We start from the raw sequence: 16705 nt of genomic DNA on the forward strand, positions 1-16705 counted from the left end.
TTGTGATTAATTTGAATTCCACCCAAACATATAAGGGCTGGTTTTCCATCTAAAACCTGCCCTCATCCGATCGCTACAATCGGTAATTTTTTAATTTTTAATCAGGTAACTAACTAGAGCTTGCAGCCCCAGCCGATAACTTTCTGAGCCAAAACCGCTGATTTGCCCGATCGCCACCGCTGCTATAAACGAGTGGTGCCGAAAAGCTTCCCGCCGGTAAATATTGCTCAGATGAACTTCTACCGCAGGAATACTCACCGCGGCGATCGCGTCTCTAATTGCCACACTCGTATGAGTATAAGCTCCAGCATTAATCAATAAGCCTTGGTGCTGGCCTAACATCGAGTGAATTGCATCCACCAACACCCCTTCATGATTCGACTGCTGAATAGAGACTTGCACCTGGAGGGCTTGCGCTTCTTGTTCTAGCAACTTGTTGATATCATTTAAAGTCGCAGAACCATAAACTCCAGGTTCTCGCTGACCCAATAGGTTCAGATTAGGGCCGTGAAGTACCAGGATATTTAACAATTTTTAAAATTCCAGCGCAACAAAAATTATGAGAATTTTGACTTGGAATTTAGAACCAGTCTTCAACCTCAAAGCTCAAAGCTCAAACTTCCAATCCAGTCCCGACTATCGGCGATTTCTCGGTTGGTTGACAGGAATACGAATCGGTTCGAGTTCCGGTTGAGCTTCAGGATTCAGCAATCCTTCTATCAGCTTGCGAACCCATTCTTTAATTTGTTCCAGCACCTTTTCAATGTTTTCCATTGAACGGATAGCTCCTTTTTTTATAGTCTAGATTGCTAAACCGACGGCTAAATATCTGAAAATAAGCAAGCACGACTTTGAAACCAAAGGTCAAACTTGCTTTCTCGCTTGCTAGTTGTTTTGAGCAAAGGAGAGAGTCAGTATATTGGCCAATCAGTCCTATCTTATTATCATAACGAATCTTTACAGATAATCAAGAGGTAAAAGGAAAATTGCCGAATTATATCGGAGTATAGAGTGTTAAATAAAGCTTAAGCTTGCGCCTGACTATTGACAATTGACAAATCGTAGGATTTTTTTCTACGCTTTTGCCAACAATAATTTACGCCGGAGTTGATCGAGCGCCGTACAGCTACTCAGATTCCGAATCCAATCGCGGCCTCTGGCATCACCAAAGCGGTATTCAAAACTTTCTACGTCGCCATTGGGGCCCGCTAAACCGACATAAACCAGTCCGACAGGTTTAGCATCTGTGCCGCCTCCGGGCCCGGCGATGCCTGTAAGGCTCAATCCCCAATTTGTATTGAGGCTGGAGCGAACTCCCGCAGCCATTTGTTTTGCCACTTGGTGGCTGACAGCCCCAAACTCGGCTAAATCTTGCGGATTAACACCTAATAATCCTTCCTTAACCCGATTGTCGTAAGAAATAATCCCGCCTAAAAAGTAGCTCGAACTGCCGGGAATACCAGTCAGCATCGCCCCCAATCCACCTCCGGTGCAGGATTCAGCCACGCTAAGAGTTTGCCCCGCATCGAGCAACAATTGGCCCACAGTCGAAGCGAGGGTATCGCTATCAGCACCGTAACAGTCTAAGCCGGCAATTTGCCGCAATTGTTGTTCGATCGGCTCAATCAAATTTTTAGCAGCCACGGACGACTCCGCGCGGGCCGAAATCCGCAGTTTGACTTCGCCGTGATTGGCGTAGGGAGCCACAGTAGGATTAGTTAAATTCAGAAAACTATCTACTTTTTCGGCTAATGCCGACTCAGCAATTCCCCAAAATTTCAATGTGCGGCTGTAAATAGTGGCGCTGCACCAGCCGCCATTTTTCAGGTAAGGAACGGCGGTTTCTTGCCACATCAAGTGCAATTCCGCCGGTACGCCGGGAAATGTCATTACTGTCACGTTAGAAACTGGCTGCCATATAATGCCCGGTGCCGAACCGCTGCGGTTCGGCAGAATGTCCGCAGTTTCTGGAATTAAAGCTTGTTTGCGGTTGCTGGGACTCATGGTGCGTCCCCGCTGAGCATATTTGTATTCGATATCTGCAATAATTTCCGGCTTTTCGATGAGGGGAACCCCAAAAAAATCGGCGATCGTTTCGACTGTCAGATCGTCTGGTGTGGGGCCCAAGCCTCCGGTGAAGAGCAAAAGCTGCGATCGACTGACGGCGATTTCTAACACTTGTTTGATACGTTCTGGATTGTCCCCCACCACTGTTTGATAGTAGTGAGGGATTCCCAGACTCGCTAATTCTTTGGCTAAGAACTGGGCATTGCTATTAAGAATATCGCCTAACAGCAATTCAGTGCCAACACAAATAATTTCAGCAACCATTCCATTTTAGATTTTAGATTTTGGATTTTAGATTTGGTAATTGGGAATTGGGCATTGGGCATTGGGAATTGGGCATTGGGCATTAGTTATTAGAACAAACAACAAACAATTAACCATTGACTAATGACTAATGACTAATGACTATCGAGCGTGTCTCCAAACTTTCCAGCTAGCATATCCCAGCAAACTTGTTGCACCCATAGCGTAAATTACGCCGCTGGGAAGCGAAAAAGCTAGGGCTAAACTTCCCACCCACAGTGTCAGTGAGTAAATAAATAAAACCGCAAATCGATGGGATAGTCCGGCTTCTAGAAGTCGGTGGTGGAGATGGCGCTTGTCAGCAATAAACGGTGACTTGCCGTTGCGAAGTCGATCAAGAATCACCGCCGACATATCTAAAATCGGTACAGCTAAAATTAAATATGGCAGCAACACAGAAGTAACAGCCGTAGTTTTAACTAACCCAATTACTCCCACTCCAGCGAGAGTAAACCCGATAAAATAAGCCCCGCCATCTCCCATAAAGATTTGAGCCGGATTGAAGTTGTAGCGCAGAAATCCCAAGGCCCCGCCAGCTAAAGCCGCTGCAATCAGGGCCGCCGCCGGTTGCTGCATCGCCAGACTGACAATCAGCATCACAACTGCTGCAATCCCTGAAACTCCGGCAGCTAAACCGTCCAAACCGTCAATCCAGTTGATGGCGTTAGCCATGCCGACGAGCCAAATCACGGTAATTGGCAAGCTCAGCCAGCCAATATTAGTAAGTCCCAAGGAGGGAACTGTCAGAAACTCAATTTGTACGCCTGCCATCCAAACGATGCTGGATACGCCAATTTGCATGAGCAAGCGTTTTAAGGCCGAGAGTGAAAATAGGTCGTCTGCTAAACCGATGAGGAAGAATCCGATGCCGCCGAGGGTGACTCCCCAAATTTCGTATTCGTCTTTGGGATTGAGAACTTGTCCGTTAGCATCGATGAAGCCTCCTGAGAGCCAGACAAATAAGAGGGCAGTGATAGTGCCGAGAAAGATGGACACTCCTCCCAGGCGCACCATAGGGCGCTTGTGGACTTTTCGCTCGCCTGGTCGATCGACTCGCCCGCTTTTGAGACCAATTTTTTTGACTATTGGCGTACTCCAGAGGACGACGATCGCAGAAACCAGAAAAGCGAGTATGTGGTACAGATACTGGTACGGCATCTGAAATCAATTTTAAATAGTGCGGGGCAATTAGGCTGTCAGGCAGAGTCTACTACATTTCAGATGGCTTATAACAAGGAAACATCTTGAAGAGCGACTGGGGGTTTGGGAGTCGGAGATTTGCCGCAATGGCAGTTGCCCTGGGGCGAATTGTCAGGTTTTTCATTTCTAACTCTCGAATTAACGATTTGAAATATCGACTCTTTCGCGAGCTAAAAAGTCGATATTTGGCGAGCGGGCCCAGCCCTAGCGGTATCTTTCGCAACCTACAAATACCGTTAGTCAAACCAGCCCCGCCCGACAAATATCTTTAGTAAAAACCGTATTGGCGATCGATATTTTTGGTGAAAACTGCTTGTCAATATCGCTACCGGCAACTCTCAATCTTTTCCTGCTCTTTTACCCTTTTACCCGTACACTTCCAACTACCAATTCCCCATTGCCGATCAGGAAAATTAAGCTAATGCCGGCACTTTCAAGTACAAGTGAGGATATAAGGGGAAGCGATCGCATAGTGCTGCTACTCGACGCAGGCAGTCGGCTGCGACGCTTTCATCATCGGGATTTAGCAGGCGATCGGCAATAATATTGCCAATCTCGGTAAATTCTGCTGTTCCCATTCCCCTGGTGGTCATTGCCGGCGAACCGAGTCTCAAACCGCTGGTGACAAAGGGCGATGCCGGATCGAAAGGCACGGTATTTTTATTAGCAGTAATATTCACACCGCTGACTAATTGGTCCGCTTGCTTCCCTGTCATGTTTACCGATCGCAAATCAACTAGCATTAAGTGATTGTCCGTGCCGCCGGAAACGAGTTTTAAACCCCGCTGCTGCAACTGTGTCGCTAAAGCGCGTGCATTTTCAATTACTTGACCGGAATAAGTTTTAAATTCAGGCTTTAATGCTTCGCCGAAAGCTACTGCTTTGCCCGCAATGACGTGTTCTAAGGGGCCACCTTGAGTGCCGGGGAAAACTGCTTTGTCAAACTTTTTACCTAATTCCGGGTCATTAGTCATAATCAAGCCACCACGGGGGCCGCGCAGGGTTTTGTGAGTGGTGGTGGTGACTGCGTGACAGTGAGGGAGGGGGTTGGGGTGGTGCCCTGTGGCGACTAACCCGGCGATGTGGGCGATGTCGGCGAGCAGGTAGGCTCCGATTTCGTCGGCGATCGCTCTAAACTTCTCAAAGTCAATAATTCGCGAATATGCTGAATAGCCACAAATTAGCAATTTCGGTCGGTTTTCTTTGGCACTGGCCAAAATTTCGTCGTAGTCGAGCTGTTCTGTTTCTTGGCTGACGCCGTAGTGAAAAGCTTTGAACCATTTGCCGGATACGTTGACCGGCGAACCGTGGGTCAAGTGTCCGCCGTGGGACAAATCCATGCCCATAATTCCGTCTCCGGGTTCCAGCAAGCTCAAAAATACTGCAAAGTTGGCTTGAGCGCCGGAGTGGGGCTGGACGTTGGCGTGAGCTGCTCCAAATAGCTGTTTGGCGCGGTCGATCGCGATTTGCTCGATGCCGTCAATAAATTCGCAGCCGCCGTAGTACCGTTTCGCTGGCAGTCCTTCGGCGTATTTATTGGTCAGCACTGAGCCTTGAGCTGCCATTACCGCTGCGGAGGTAAAGTTTTCGCTGGCGATGAGTTCTAGGTGGTCTCGCTGCCGCTGCAGCTCTTGCCCGATTAAATCGGCAATGAGCGGATCGGTTTTGGAAAGGAATTCTAAGTTAGTGTCCGTCACAATAATCAACCTCTTGACAATTTTGGGATTGGGAATTGGGGATCTTATACCGTACTACGGATTTCGCACGATTGACATAAATATTACGTTGTGTTCAGGTTAAGCCGTTTGTCCCCAACTCCTGACATACAATGAAATTACTGGTGTGAAACCTGTCGGAGGTATCAAATGTTAGTCATTTTAATGGAAAATCAGATGCTTGCCCCTCAGTGTGTTTGCCAAAGTTGTTTGCTGGCAGATCGCACGGGCCAACCGCGCTGGAGCGGTGGAGAGCTTCGCTGTGGCCATCCAGTTGCTAAACCTACGGAAAATTTGCCCGATCGGTACGAGTGTCAAATGGGCTTCGTCATTGCCAATATTAAATAAGAAAGCCTGCCGTTGGTAGTTGAGGCTGCTCCCCGCTGAGTGAAAAGCAAGTTCCGGCAGAGTCGAAACACAAACCCTGCTGCTGCGTTATCCTGAGTTTAATGGAATTAATAGTTAATCGATCGACTCAGGAGAGTTCATTATGACTTGGCGCGGATCTACAACTGTTCCAGACCGGATTTTTGCTTCTTTGCCTTATTTGCTCCCGCTGATTGACGGGCTGTGGTTTGGCAGGTTTCTGTTTACACAGTTTCCTGTCCTGCAACTGTTGTTGATACCGCTAGCTCCCTTGATGCAAATTTATAGTTTGCCATTAGCTAGCCTGATTATCTTCTTTGCCCTGTATTTAGGAGTAGTTAGAAACGAAAACATCAGTCACTTCATTCGTTTTAATGCGATGCAGGCAATTCTTTTAGACATTGTTTTGATGCTGTGCCGTCTGGTTTTGCCGATTTTTGATGGTCCCCAAGTCGCATTTATTGCGGAAACTCTGTATAACATGGTGTTTTTGGGCGCTTTTGCTGCATTTGTCTATGCAGTCGTGCAGTCGCTCTTGGGACGCTATGCAGAGATTCCTCCGCTTTCGGATGCTGTTTATATGCAGGTTCGTTAGTCAATTGGCAGTTGACAGTTGACAGTTGTCAGTTGACAGTTGGCAGTTGGCAGTTGTTAGTTGGTTATTATGTGTTGGTTCTAATGCCCAATGCCCAATGCCCAATGCCCAATGCCCAATGCCCAAAAACTAATAACCAATAACTACTGTATTTTCAAGACTGCCGATGCCTTCAATTTCAATGCGGACTCGATCGCCTATTTGTAGCGGCCCTACTCCTTGCGGCGTTCCAGTCAGTATCACATCGCCGGGAATTAGGGTCATTATTTGACTGATGTAGGAGACGAGAAAGTCTGGCGAAAATACCATGCGATCGATCTGGGATGACTGTACCGGTCGCTCGCTCTCATTGACAAAAGTCTGCAACTGTGCAGCAGGACTCAGTTCGCGGACAATCCAAGGCCCCAAGGGACAAAATGTATCGAACCCTTTGGCCCTGGCCCACTGGTTGTCCCGCTTTTGCAAATCTCTGGCTGTTACGTCATTGGCGATCGTATAGCCCCAAATTTTGCTGTGTGCTTGTTCGGGAGTGCAGTTGGTACAATGTTCGCCAATTACCAAGGCTAATTCTCCCTCGTAGTCTACCCTTTCCGACTGCTGCGGATAGCGAATCGCTGCACCTGCGGGGATGACAGCACTCGGAGGCTTGAAAAACAGCAGGGGTTCTTCCGGTACTGGGGTGCCCATCTCGGCGGCGTGATCGACATAATTTTTGCCTACGGCTACAATTTTTGAGGGAGAGCACGGGGCGAGAATTTGGTAAGTATCTGGTGAAAGTTCCAAATCGGTTGGTTGTCCTTTTAACCAGGGAGGTGCATCAAATACTTGAACGCTGTGGCTGAGTTGCAGTAAACCGTAATGGATGTGTCCTTGTGTTGTTTTTACTCGAACGTAGCGCTGGGCCATACTATTTTAGATTTTAGATTTTAGATTTTAGATTCTAGATTCTAGATTAAGAGGATATAGGCATAATTGCGGAAAATTAATTTGTTTATGCCCGTTTAAGATTTTCGCTGTGCACTTTTGCAACCGCTTTCTGTACAAATGCCGTGCAGCGGTAGATCCCAGGAGTCAAATGGTAGTTGGGCGAGCAAGGAAAATTCAAAGATAATGCCGATCGCAATTTTTGATTCCCACTCAGCTAAACTGAGCATTCTGTCGTAATAGCCGCCGCCGTAGCCCAAGCGATAGCCGCGAACATCGCAGCCTACTGCGGGTACGAGCATTAAATCTACTTCTGAGTGGTCTATTTTAGGAGCATCGGGCAGGGGTTCGAGTATGCCATAAGCTCCAGTATGTAAAGCATCTCCGGGCTGCCAGATGTGCCAGGATAGCTCTTTGCCGACACAGCGGGGAAATCCCCATTTTTTAGGGGTGGGAATGGTATTTGTGGGACAGGCGTCTTGCCTGTCTCCAGAATTGAGCAGGCAAGATGCCTCCTCCACACAAGATGTAAATAGGGGACTTAAATCTGGTTCTTGGCGACTACTGAAGTAGGCGAGGATTGTTTTTGCTTGGGTGAATAGGGGTGAGTTTTGCAGGCGGTTGCAGAGTCTCGCGCTCTTTTGTCTCCATTCTTGTGCTGATAGGGATTTGCGAGTGTTGAGGAGCGATTTTCTTAATTCTGTTTTAGTTAATGAAGGTTCAGCAGTATTCATATCTCATATTAAATCATCGCTGCGGGTAGGGACAGGGCATTGCCGTCTCCCTAGAGATAGCGGGGCTAATTAACTGGATTTGATATTAAATATTGTCTCACCACAGGACAAACGCTGAATAGCGTTTCATTCTCCTGTTCTTCTATTTCAACTAACGATCGCCTCCCCAAAGATTGCAGCCCGTTGAATAAGTCGGAGGGCGATAAATCGGCATCTTGTAGCAATTGCTCTATTGAAACTGAATTTGCTTCGCGGCTGAGGCGGCAGATGAGGTTTTGCTCTAATTCTGACAAACGATTTATCTGCGGGTGCAATGTTGCTGCCAATTCTTCCCCTAAAAACAGCATATCATATTTCAAAAATTCTGCAACCCTACCTCGGAATATTTCTTGAATAGTGGTGGCGACTATTTTCAACCACAATGGATTACCTCGGTAGGTGTTAATTAGGTTTTCCCATTTTTCGGGATTGAGTAAACTTTTTTGTCTGAAAATTTCGGCTGCTGCTGCACCTATGCCTTTGAGCTGTAAGCTGCGAACTGGTAATTTTTCTCCTTTTAACGCGGTAATTTCTCTGGGTGGTTCCCAACTGTTGAGGATTAAACAACTGTTGTGGGTTGTTTCTCCGATTAGTCTGAAGAGGATGCTGTAATTTTCGCATTCTGGGCGGTAATTTCCTGCTAAGTGTCCGCTGCTGAGAATGGTTTGCACCTCGTCGAGGATAATAAGACAGCGGTTTTTTCGCAGAAATTCCATTAACAGGGAAAGTCGATCGGGGATGCTGCTAGGGAGTTCGATTTCTGGTTTATTTAAGAGAAATTCTAGGAGATTTTTTAGGGTAGTTTCTAAGGGTGGGGAGTGGCGGAGACTTCGCCAGATGACGTATTCAAAGTTATGCTGATTTTTTTGGATGAGGTGGAGGGAAAGTGCGGTTTTGCCAATACCGCTAATTCCTAATATTGCTGCGAGGGTGCACTTTTCTTGGACGATCCATTTTTCCAGGGTGGCGAGTTCGGATGTGCGATCGCACAATAATGAAATATGAGGTGCGTCTGCTAAGTCTAGTCGGGTTTGGGGTTTGGATGTGTCTGATGTGGGGGTTGAGGGCGATCGGGTTTTGGGCATTTCTGAAGCTTGGGTATCTGTACAAACATTGACGTTACCAATGTGTAGAAAATCATTCCCAAAATTTGATGATACGATGAATAATTGCCGTCTCTCAAGTGCCGCTCGTAAATTCGATGGAGTAACTTCTTCACCTAAGACAGTTGATAAACGCTTCCATAATTTTGAAGCTACATTCCTGACGTGACCTTCGCTACAATGCGATGCTTCTGCGATTTGAGAGTATTTTTGACCTTCCCATACACCTCCCAGGATAGCTTCTTGCAGATCCTCCAAATGTTCTCCCGTGTTAGCGAAAACCAGGTCATCGGCAAATCTCAAGACTTCTTTAACGTCCATCGGTGAGTTAAGTTTAGGGGTTTGGCCTATTATACCTGCTATTTTCTGACATTTTCTGACACGGATGACAACATTTGACTTTTTTTGACAGTTAGCGTCAGGTACAACTACTTACATTTTCTGACGTTTTCTGACTGGACATCACTATAAATATAATGATATTATCCAAAGATAAGCGAGAACTTTCCGCTAATAAAATATAGCAAAACATTGGAGTGTTAAGCTCATGGCTAACGAACCCAAAAAAGAACCAAAGCTGAAATGTCCCCTGTCGCAAGAACAAAAGGAGACAGTCAAAGAGGTTGCTGATGTCATTGATAAGCATAGAAGAATTGTGAGAAAAATTACGGGTTAAAGCTAATAAATAGTTGTTTTTTTGGCTTCGTATCGATATGAGAAATGATTTGAGTGGGTTGGAAATAATCCGACTATTTTTTGAACTGCTTTTTCAGCTAGTTGACTCAGAGTATTGATTTATCGTAGGTATTTGACCCTAAAAGGAAATAAGCATGGATGCACTCGTAGCAGCAATCACACAAATTTTAGATTACATTCACACCCAAGGCCCAGACGCGATCGCGCAGCTAACGGGACTACTCGAAGCTCTCAATGTCGGAGCTGTTTCTGTTGCGGCTCTGTTTGGCTTGGTTACTAGCGTACCCGCTGTTGTTGAAATTATTAGCCAGTTGATAGCTTTAATCAGTTCAGGTGCGGGTGTTACTGAAATAGCGACGGCGATCGGCTCCTTGGCAGGCTCACTGGGATTATCTATTGAGGCTGTCATCCATATCTTACAAATGATCGGCGCTTTCTTGCTGGCCTTTTAAATATATCAAAAGCGATCGCCCTTCCTTAACTGAGGTGCGATCGCCCCTTCTCCCTCCCTTCAAATCGAATAACGATCGCTCTCATTATTTTCTCACTTCTTGATATAAACCTTCAGAAGATTCTGCTATTTTAGGCAGATTGCCATCCTTAATAGCTTTCACCAAATCTTGGCGGAGTGCTTCTAAAAAACCGCAATCATTGCCGATATCTGATTCTTCATCCTCATCCAACTCTTCATCATTCAGACGTTCTTTGTATGCCTCGATCCGAAACTCAATAGCTTCAATAATAAACTGTAGATCCTTAAAAGATAAAATCATCTCAACCTCCTTTTTAACTTTTCTAATCTATTCAAAATATGCTAACCCAGCCACCTTCCAAGCTGCCCATGTTTGAAAACGTTAACTCACTTTGTTAAAAGATGCACCTGTCAGTCGAAGAGCCTCTTTGTATTGCTCTATCGGCATTGTGTAACTCGGTTTCCACAGCCAATGATCGTTGTGGTCATTAACTAAATCGAGTTCGCCTAGAATGTAAGTCCCCCCATCTAACTTCCACCAGTTTTTTCCGCTTCTTTGAGTGGCAAATGTCGAAATCCCACCTCCTAAAGTAGCATCCACCCAAACTTGACCATTTTCTTCATAGGTAGCAACATCTTTGTTTGGCCGGACATTATCCATTCTAGCTGAATTAGCGTTGCCCTGTCGATATAGATTGAGCGGTGTTTTTGCCATGCTTTGAGCGAAAATTTTCAGCTATGTATAATTGACCGCAATTTGCGATCGCCATCACTCTTTTCCCTAAATTAAAGTGCGATCGCCCTCATTTTATTGACTCAAACTATTTCCGAGGCTAAAAGCCTACCATCAACTCGCTCATATTCATCTTCCACTAGCCACGAGTGAGCCTCATCGTAACTTGAACTTAAAAACAGCGGTTTATAATTCGCCGAGGGCTCGTAAATACCACACTTACTATTTTTGCCACCCACTAACATCAGAATCCGAGGCGGGAAAACAATCGGATCTACCCACAACTCGATAAATTCCCAATCATTGATATGTTCGACGAGGTTTTGTGCGGGGGATAATATGGTAATTATCGGTTCCTTTGATGATTTTAATTTCTGCGTAATACAGCGGAATGCGACTGCCGTCGGCTCTGATTTGATAACCTATAAGATAATCAAAGTATAACCCGTAGCGATCGTAGTCATCGATTTCATCCTCAATCCCTGTAAGCTCTCCTCTATCTATAATAGCTTGTATCGCTAAATCCATTGTGGCTCTGTCATTAAATACATGAGCTTTTCCTTCTTTTCTCAGCAGTCTTTCTACCTGTGGCGTTTCTGGAAGATGTTTGTCAAATAAACTGGTTCTTGGGTCTGGTGTTAGTTCGCGGTTAATGCCACTCATTAACTAATCATATAGGATACTTGCAATTCAGTTTACCATCACCTTACATCAAGAGCGATCGCCCTGACTTGAATTGAGGAGCGATCGCCCTACAGTCAAAAAAGGGCGATCGCTCTCATTTTGTCGTTGCTTAATCAGGGTATGAAAAAAATAAGTTGAAAATCCCCAAGCTTTGTCAATACTGGTTTCTATGACTGGCATATTTAGCTTTTCATACCCTAAACAGCAACCCCTCTTATTCCTACTGACTACTGACAACTGACTAATGACTTCATTTACTGTACTTGAGAGCCGTGGGCGCGGGGGTCGGAGCTACTTGTTTTCACAGGCCCTGTGGGGGGAGTAAAATTAGAAACTTGACCGCCAGCTTGGGCGTGTGGCAGAGGTTTTCCTGCAATTAAAGCTTCTAAGTTAGCTTCCATAATACTGCGCGGCATTTCGCCCATCGTTTCCGCAACGGCGCTGCCTTTATCGTTCAAATAGACAAAGTGCGGAATGCCATCTACTCGATATTTGGTGATTTCTGGCAGCCATTTGTCATTGTCTACATTCAGCATCACAAAATTCATCGGTTCGGCGTATTTCTGTTTTATTTCGCTCAGATCTTTAGCCATTGCCTGACAGCTACCGCACCAATTAGCATAAAATTCCATGAGTGTCGGTTTGCCATTTACCAAAGCTGTTTCTAATGGCGTTGAAGCTTTTGCCATGTCGGTGAGACTGCTTGACGGCGTTTGGGTTTGCAGCCCGAAGAAGATCGATATTGAAAGGGCGATCGCGGTTAACACGATCAATAAGTTTCTGAGGCGCGTGGCGACTTTTGTTTCGGGATTTTTGGCGGCGGGGGCAACAGTTGACTTGGGGGAATTCTGGGTCATAAAATATATTGCAGTTTTATTTCGATGTTTGTATTTTAAATAATAAATTCAGATTATACCACATTTTGAGATAATCAGACCAATCTCATAAAAATTTTTGAAGAGGCCAGAATTAGGCCAAGTGCGCTAAAACATAAGATAACAAAGATTGTTTATAAATTACCGAGGACTTGCAGGGTGAAAAAACGGGTAACACTGACGTTTCCCCAACGATCAATCCAAATGCCTGTCACCTATCGACTGGCAAAGGATTTTAATGTTGCCGCCAACATTATCCGTGCTCAGGTGGCTCCCAATCAAGTGGGCAAGCTGGTGCTAGAGTTATCAGGGGACATCGACCAACTAGAAGCGGCGATCGACTGGATGCGATCGCAAAACATCGGCGTTTCCCTAGCCAGTCGGGAAATACTCATAGACGAAGATATCTGCGTTCACTGCGGTTTATGTACGGGGGTTTGCCCGACAGAAGCCTTGACCCTTGACCCAGAAAGCTTTAAACTAAGTTTTGCTCGATCGCGGTGTATCGTTTGCGAGCAGTGCATCCCTACCTGTCCGGTGCAAGCTATTTCTACTAACCTCTAGCCCCTGTAAAAACTCCTCTGGATCATGATCTTTTTTTTGCAGGATTCTCCTAATTGTGCCATTGGATGAAAAAAAACTCTTGGGTTTCCCTAACTCTACTTTTTGTTACTTATTTCACTTTTGGCTGGAAATTATCTGAGTTTGATGTTCCCCCGCACCTGACTTGGTTTCTAGCCATAGCTTCAATTTTAGTGTTGGCTGCCGCCTTGTCGTTCCCGTTGAGCAACACAAAATCCTTAATTATGGGGTTATTTTCGAGTGATCTGGGTGCTTTTATTTCTATTATTGTAGGAGCTTTTGTGGCAGTAGTAGTTATTGCTTGGATGCACCTTTTTGCTACTTGTTTAGTCTTGATTTCAGCCGGAGCTTTGGCAAGACTCGATATTCAAATGTCGGGTTGGAAAAATTGGCGGGCTTTTGCGGTATTAGCTACCATTTCTTTAACTGGTGTGGGGTTGGGCGGAGCGATCGAGTTTTGGTCAAGGACAGGCAGGCTCGTATTCTCTTAATGAGGAACGGGAAATTCATCCAACCAAATTCTATAACTCGCAACGGATATTTAGCCGAAAACTATCAGATCGCCCATCAATAAATACAGCTTATTTTTTTTCAATCCTCCACCCCCGGATTAATTCCCCGTTCCGTACCTTAATCATAGCAGTTTTCAAGCCGGGTGAGGTACAGCATCTCAATTGCCGATTCCCCGTTGCGCGTTACTAATTCCCAATTACTAATTACCCATTACCACTTACCGACAAACCTGGAGTATAACTGAAAACCCCTAGGGCAGTATTGAACTGTAGCGACTGTTTCTCAAAATGTTATTGCCAAGAGGCCGCAAGTCCCGCAGCCAAAAACTTATCGCAATAAAAAAGCAGCTTGAGAGAGCTGCTCGTCAGAATGCATGAGGTATTGTTTTTAGAATAGAGCAGGTTGAATTTGATCGGTGCTGGGTTACATTTTTTGATACCGGAAAATTGATGAGTGAATGGACGATCGTAAAATCGTCACATAGGAGGGTAGCATTGATGCTAAATTTCCCGACAATCAAGTTAGCGTTTAACTGTCCTTGCGCCCTACAGCCCTTCAGCGGTGGGGCCATTTTATTTTTAGGGAGAACTCAATAGCCGACTTTAACGCATCAGATGAGTCTGCCATTAGTTCTTGTATAAAATCTCCGCATTGCCACATCCTCATAATTAGAAAAGTTACGCCTCACATCCAGTCAAACCCGGTGGATTGCAAAATATTCGGTGGTTAAACGGACACACTTAGACAAAAACCAGTATTTTCACCGAAGTCATACCATTTTAGATTTTAGATTTTAGATTTTAGATTGGGGGAATGACTGATGAAGCTGGTGGTTTGGAGCTTGCGTAGGGTTGCATTATTTTTGGGAACTAATACCAAAAGTCCTCAGAAACCTGTTATTTTATGACAAACCCGGTTTCTGAGTGTATTAATTGAGATCGGGCCCGGTTTCTGGTTTAATAACTTTTTGGATTTCCTCGATCGCCCTAGTCGCCACTGCTTCAGGTCTTTCACCCACACCAGCAGAGACTCGGACATCTGCTTGAGTGTAGAAACGCTCTCGCTCTTTCAAAAGACTTTGCAGCTTAGATTTGATCTCGCCCTCCTGCAGTAAGGGTCGAGCTGTGTCCGAACGCAGTCGATCGTACAATTGATCTACAGGCACATCCAGCCAAACCACTACACCGTAGTGCAAGTAACCCCAATTCATCGATCGCGTCACAATACCGCCGCCCGTAGCCACGACCGAATTTTGATACGCAGACAACTCCCCAAGCACTTTACTTTCTAGTTCCCGAAAAGCCTCTTCCCCTTCTCGATCGAAAATCTCAGCAATTGACTGATTAGCAACTCGAACAATTAGTTCATCAGTATCAAAAAAACGGTATTTTAATTTTCTTGCCAAAATCCGCCCCACCGTTGTTTTTCCCGCACCCATCATCCCGACAAGATAGATATTTACTCCCCTCAACCCATCCACTGCCAAATCCTCCGATATTTTTCTATTTTTTCAGGTTAATCGATCCGCTACTGGGGCTATCCTCGTCATCAAACTCATCACCCTCATCCAATCCCCAATCATCCTCTGCTTCTGCCATAGGATTTATTGGTGGTTCATCAGCGGGTTTAGGAATTTCCCCTCCCGGAGGAACCAGCACTCGATACTCCGCATCGTATACAGACTCAGTTTGCCCCACCCCAGACTGGCTCGGATCTCGATAGCCGTAAGAGTATACTGAGCCCGCCCAAGACTTGCTTTTCGGTTCCTGCTGAGCTTCGTAAGCCCTCGGATTTGCCGGTGGAACATCATTTACCTGCGGTTGATCGGGAAAATCGCGATCGTCCCCCCAATCGTCATCACCCCCTTGAGAGCCGGATTTTGAGCCATCTGAGACCCAATCATCCTCATCGTCTGCCGCTTGATAAGTCCCTGATGGAGCGTAATTCTTCCCCCCATCAGGGTTCGGAGTTTCTTGCAGGAAAGTCCGGGTACTGTAATCCGCCGACGTGCCGCCCTCAGTTCGGTAGGAAGCAGCAGCCTGAGTTTGGCTATTTTCCCTATTTAGATCGGGGTCAATTTCCAGCTTTCTAGGAGGGGGAGGCGGCGTGTAAGGCGTTCTCATGTCCTCTGGGAAAGTATCGGGACTGCTGCGACTGTCGCGGCCGGTGCGGTCTCGCCTTGGAGATAGATAATTTGAAAAAGCGAGCAAACCAGAAATCAATAAAGATGTGATAGCTCCCACCGCCATGCTCAGCAGAATCCAGATAGATAAAGGCAAAGCGGGCGATCGAACTCCCAAAAACACCAGCGATAATGCCGGCTCCACATTTTGCAGGGCAAAAATAGTTAGCCCTACCACAATCACAAGCAAAAAAACAGGACGCATATCAAAATTTAATTTGTAATTTGTAAATCATTAATAACTAATAACTAATGACTAATGACTAATGACTAATTATTACTCTTCTTCCTTCCAGCGTTTTAGAGGAACGCAATCAATCCCCAACTGGTCTAAAGCGCGAGCCACCACAAAGTCTACCAAATCTTCAATAGTTTGCGGATTGTGATACCAAGCAGGAATCGCTGGTACAATTCTAGCTCCAGCTTCCGCCAAGGTAGTCAAATTCCGCAGGTGAATCAAGCTAAAAGGCGTTTCGCGAGGCACGAGTACCAATTTCCGCCCTTCCTTGAGCTGAACGTCGGCCGCTCTTTCGAGCAAATCCGAACTCAAGCCAGCCGCCAACTTGCCTAGTGTACTCATGCTACAGGGAATAATCATCATCCCTTGGGTACGAAAGGAGCCACTAGCAATATTAGCACCGACATCTTGCCAGGGATGGCATCGGAGTTTACCCATGGTGGTTACTCCTGCTTGTTCCCGCCAGAATTCCTCTTGTAGCGTCGGTTCTGCGGGCATTCGAGTGTTCTGTTCGCTTTGCCAAACCATGTAAGTAGATTTCGATGCTACCAGTTCGATCGCGCGATCGGCTTCCAACAAATATTTCAATGTTCGCACCGCATAAATCAGTCCCGATGCTCCAGTAACTCCTACGATTAGGGGGTAGTTATTCGTCATTAGTTATTTGTTAGTTGTGGGTTGACT

The 16705-nt window shown here is 45.8% G+C and carries 21 protein-coding genes; 5 read left to right on the top strand and 16 right to left on the bottom strand.

Translation table 11 applies throughout. From position 1 onward, the window contains the following. Positions 1 to 90: 90 nt before the first annotated feature. From aroQ to glyA, 5 genes are all read right to left on the bottom strand, one after another. Entirely contained in the window at positions 91 to 531 is a 441-nt protein-coding gene (gene aroQ, locus QUB44_RS02465) for a type II 3-dehydroquinate dehydratase (RefSeq protein WP_333362674.1), read from the bottom strand. A 105-nt stretch (positions 532 to 636) separates the two neighbouring features. After that, positions 637 to 774 carry a hypothetical protein gene (locus QUB44_RS02470; RefSeq protein ID WP_333167394.1) on the bottom strand — a complete coding sequence of 46 codons (138 nt, stop codon included), beginning with the start codon at positions 772 to 774 and terminating at the stop codon, positions 637 to 639. Between the two features lie 300 nt (positions 775 to 1074). Further along, a complete protein-coding gene (locus QUB44_RS02475) occupies positions 1075 to 2331 on the bottom strand; it encodes a competence/damage-inducible protein A (RefSeq protein ID WP_333362677.1) in 1257 nt (418 codons plus the stop codon). A 141-nt stretch (positions 2332 to 2472) separates the two neighbouring features. After that, positions 2473 to 3528, bottom strand: coding sequence for an MraY family glycosyltransferase (locus QUB44_RS02480; RefSeq protein WP_333362679.1), 1056 nt, complete (start codon positions 3526 to 3528; stop codon positions 2473 to 2475). Between the two features lie 455 nt (positions 3529 to 3983). Next, positions 3984 to 5267 (bottom strand): serine hydroxymethyltransferase, encoded by a 1284-nt coding sequence (gene glyA / locus QUB44_RS02485; protein WP_333362683.1) that lies wholly within the window; start codon positions 5265 to 5267, stop codon positions 3984 to 3986. Between the two features lie 168 nt (positions 5268 to 5435). Between glyA and QUB44_RS02490 the strand changes: the two genes are divergently transcribed. After that, complete coding sequence (locus QUB44_RS02490) at positions 5436 to 5633, top strand: hypothetical protein (protein ID WP_006631916.1); 198 nt, start codon at positions 5436 to 5438, stop codon at positions 5631 to 5633. Between the two features lie 142 nt (positions 5634 to 5775). Next, the gene (locus tag QUB44_RS02495) at positions 5776 to 6246 is read left to right on the top strand and encodes a Tic20 family protein (protein ID WP_333167387.1); all 471 of its coding nucleotides are present in this window, start codon (positions 5776 to 5778) and stop codon (positions 6244 to 6246) included. 129 nt (positions 6247 to 6375) lie between these two features. Here QUB44_RS02495 and QUB44_RS02500 read toward each other — a convergent pair whose 3' ends face one another. The 3 genes from QUB44_RS02500 to QUB44_RS02510 all read right to left on the bottom strand — a co-directional run bounded on the left by QUB44_RS02500 (position 6376) and on the right by QUB44_RS02510 (position 9367). Next, the gene (locus QUB44_RS02500; protein ID WP_333362687.1) at positions 6376 to 7152 is read right to left on the bottom strand and encodes a fumarylacetoacetate hydrolase family protein; all 777 of its coding nucleotides are present in this window, start codon (positions 7150 to 7152) and stop codon (positions 6376 to 6378) included. A 95-nt stretch (positions 7153 to 7247) separates the two neighbouring features. Next, the gene (locus tag QUB44_RS02505) at positions 7248 to 7904 is read right to left on the bottom strand and encodes a 5-formyltetrahydrofolate cyclo-ligase (RefSeq protein ID WP_333362690.1); all 657 of its coding nucleotides are present in this window, start codon (positions 7902 to 7904) and stop codon (positions 7248 to 7250) included. A 65-nt stretch (positions 7905 to 7969) separates the two neighbouring features. After that, positions 7970 to 9367 carry an NB-ARC domain-containing protein gene (locus QUB44_RS02510; RefSeq protein WP_333362693.1) on the bottom strand — a complete coding sequence of 466 codons (1398 nt, stop codon included), beginning with the start codon at positions 9365 to 9367 and terminating at the stop codon, positions 7970 to 7972. Between the two features lie 509 nt (positions 9368 to 9876). On the opposite strand from QUB44_RS02510, the gene QUB44_RS02515 reads away from it, so the two are divergent. After that, positions 9877 to 10194: a hypothetical protein gene (locus tag QUB44_RS02515; protein WP_333362696.1), complete on the top strand. Its 318-nt coding sequence runs from the start codon at positions 9877 to 9879 to the stop codon at positions 10192 to 10194. 84 nt (positions 10195 to 10278) lie between these two features. Here the strand turns inward: QUB44_RS02515 and QUB44_RS02520 are convergent, their stop codons facing one another. The 5 genes from QUB44_RS02520 to QUB44_RS02540 form a co-directional block, all read right to left on the bottom strand. Then, a complete protein-coding gene (locus QUB44_RS02520) occupies positions 10279 to 10515 on the bottom strand; it encodes a hypothetical protein (protein WP_333362699.1) in 237 nt (78 codons plus the stop codon). Positions 10516 to 10596: 81 nt separating this feature from the next. Continuing rightward, positions 10597 to 10929, bottom strand: coding sequence for a Tse2 family ADP-ribosyltransferase toxin (locus tag QUB44_RS02525; RefSeq protein WP_333362701.1), 333 nt, complete (start codon positions 10927 to 10929; stop codon positions 10597 to 10599). A gap of 318 nt (positions 10930 to 11247) precedes the next feature. After that, positions 11248 to 11610, bottom strand: a complete 363-nt coding sequence (locus QUB44_RS02530; protein ID WP_333362704.1) for a DUF6972 family protein — start codon at positions 11608 to 11610, stop codon at positions 11248 to 11250. A 48-nt stretch (positions 11611 to 11658) separates the two neighbouring features. Beyond that, on the bottom strand, positions 11659 to 11811 hold the full coding sequence (locus tag QUB44_RS02535; protein WP_333362706.1) for a hypothetical protein: 153 nt from the start codon (positions 11809 to 11811) through the stop codon (positions 11659 to 11661). A gap of 74 nt (positions 11812 to 11885) precedes the next feature. Beyond that, positions 11886 to 12488, bottom strand: a complete 603-nt coding sequence (locus QUB44_RS02540; protein WP_333167378.1) for a thioredoxin family protein — start codon at positions 12486 to 12488, stop codon at positions 11886 to 11888. A 177-nt stretch (positions 12489 to 12665) separates the two neighbouring features. Between QUB44_RS02540 and QUB44_RS02545 the strand changes: the two genes are divergently transcribed. Both QUB44_RS02545 and QUB44_RS02550 read left to right on the top strand, forming a co-directional pair. Next, positions 12666 to 13070, top strand: a complete 405-nt coding sequence (locus QUB44_RS02545) for an NIL domain-containing protein (RefSeq protein WP_006635751.1) — start codon at positions 12666 to 12668, stop codon at positions 13068 to 13070. A gap of 65 nt (positions 13071 to 13135) precedes the next feature. Beyond that, positions 13136 to 13579 carry a hypothetical protein gene (locus QUB44_RS02550; protein WP_333362708.1) on the top strand — a complete coding sequence of 148 codons (444 nt, stop codon included), beginning with the start codon at positions 13136 to 13138 and terminating at the stop codon, positions 13577 to 13579. Positions 13580 to 14529: 950 nt separating this feature from the next. On the opposite strand, the gene QUB44_RS02555 is transcribed toward QUB44_RS02550, so the two are convergent. From QUB44_RS02555 to QUB44_RS02565, 3 genes are all read right to left on the bottom strand, one after another. Next, positions 14530 to 15081 carry a shikimate kinase gene (locus QUB44_RS02555; protein ID WP_333362712.1) on the bottom strand — a complete coding sequence of 184 codons (552 nt, stop codon included), beginning with the start codon at positions 15079 to 15081 and terminating at the stop codon, positions 14530 to 14532. A gap of 22 nt (positions 15082 to 15103) precedes the next feature. Next, positions 15104 to 15988 carry a LapA family protein gene (locus QUB44_RS02560; protein WP_333362715.1) on the bottom strand — a complete coding sequence of 295 codons (885 nt, stop codon included), beginning with the start codon at positions 15986 to 15988 and terminating at the stop codon, positions 15104 to 15106. Positions 15989 to 16060: 72 nt separating this feature from the next. After that, the gene (locus tag QUB44_RS02565; RefSeq protein WP_333362718.1) at positions 16061 to 16678 is read right to left on the bottom strand and encodes a flavin prenyltransferase UbiX; all 618 of its coding nucleotides are present in this window, start codon (positions 16676 to 16678) and stop codon (positions 16061 to 16063) included. Positions 16679 to 16705: the final 27 nt, after the last annotated feature.

It is taken from the genome of Microcoleus sp. AT3-D2 (assembly GCF_036705715.1).
Lineage (GTDB): Bacteria > Cyanobacteriota > Cyanobacteriia > Cyanobacteriales > Microcoleaceae > Microcoleus.

Coding starts and splice junctions, on each gene's coding strand:
- QUB44_RS02470 (WP_333167394.1), bottom strand. CDS start 774: ATGGAAAACATTGAAAAGGTGCTGGAACAAATTAAAGAATGGGTTCGC.
- QUB44_RS02475 (WP_333362677.1), bottom strand. CDS start 2,331: ATGGTTGCTGAAATTATTTGTGTTGGCACTGAATTGCTGTTAGGCGAT.
- QUB44_RS02480 (WP_333362679.1), bottom strand. CDS start 3,528: ATGCCGTACCAGTATCTGTACCACATACTCGCTTTTCTGGTTTCTGCG.
- QUB44_RS02490 (WP_006631916.1), top strand. CDS start 5,436: ATGTTAGTCATTTTAATGGAAAATCAGATGCTTGCCCCTCAGTGTGTT.
- QUB44_RS02495 (WP_333167387.1), top strand. CDS start 5,776: ATGACTTGGCGCGGATCTACAACTGTTCCAGACCGGATTTTTGCTTCT.
- QUB44_RS02500 (WP_333362687.1), bottom strand. CDS start 7,152: ATGGCCCAGCGCTACGTTCGAGTAAAAACAACACAAGGACACATCCAT.
- QUB44_RS02505 (WP_333362690.1), bottom strand. CDS start 7,904: ATGAATACTGCTGAACCTTCATTAACTAAAACAGAATTAAGAAAATCG.
- QUB44_RS02510 (WP_333362693.1), bottom strand. CDS start 9,367: ATGGACGTTAAAGAAGTCTTGAGATTTGCCGATGACCTGGTTTTCGCT.
- QUB44_RS02515 (WP_333362696.1), top strand. CDS start 9,877: ATGGATGCACTCGTAGCAGCAATCACACAAATTTTAGATTACATTCAC.
- QUB44_RS02520 (WP_333362699.1), bottom strand. CDS start 10,515: ATGATTTTATCTTTTAAGGATCTACAGTTTATTATTGAAGCTATTGAG.
- QUB44_RS02525 (WP_333362701.1), bottom strand. CDS start 10,929: ATGGCAAAAACACCGCTCAATCTATATCGACAGGGCAACGCTAATTCA.
- QUB44_RS02530 (WP_333362704.1), bottom strand. CDS start 11,610: ATGAGTGGCATTAACCGCGAACTAACACCAGACCCAAGAACCAGTTTA.
- QUB44_RS02535 (WP_333362706.1), bottom strand. CDS start 11,811: ATGCCAGTCATAGAAACCAGTATTGACAAAGCTTGGGGATTTTCAACT.
- QUB44_RS02540 (WP_333167378.1), bottom strand. CDS start 12,488: ATGACCCAGAATTCCCCCAAGTCAACTGTTGCCCCCGCCGCCAAAAAT.
- QUB44_RS02550 (WP_333362708.1), top strand. CDS start 13,136: ATGAAAAAAAACTCTTGGGTTTCCCTAACTCTACTTTTTGTTACTTAT.
- QUB44_RS02560 (WP_333362715.1), bottom strand. CDS start 15,988: ATGCGTCCTGTTTTTTTGCTTGTGATTGTGGTAGGGCTAACTATTTTT.
- QUB44_RS02565 (WP_333362718.1), bottom strand. CDS start 16,678: ATGACGAATAACTACCCCCTAATCGTAGGAGTTACTGGAGCATCGGGA.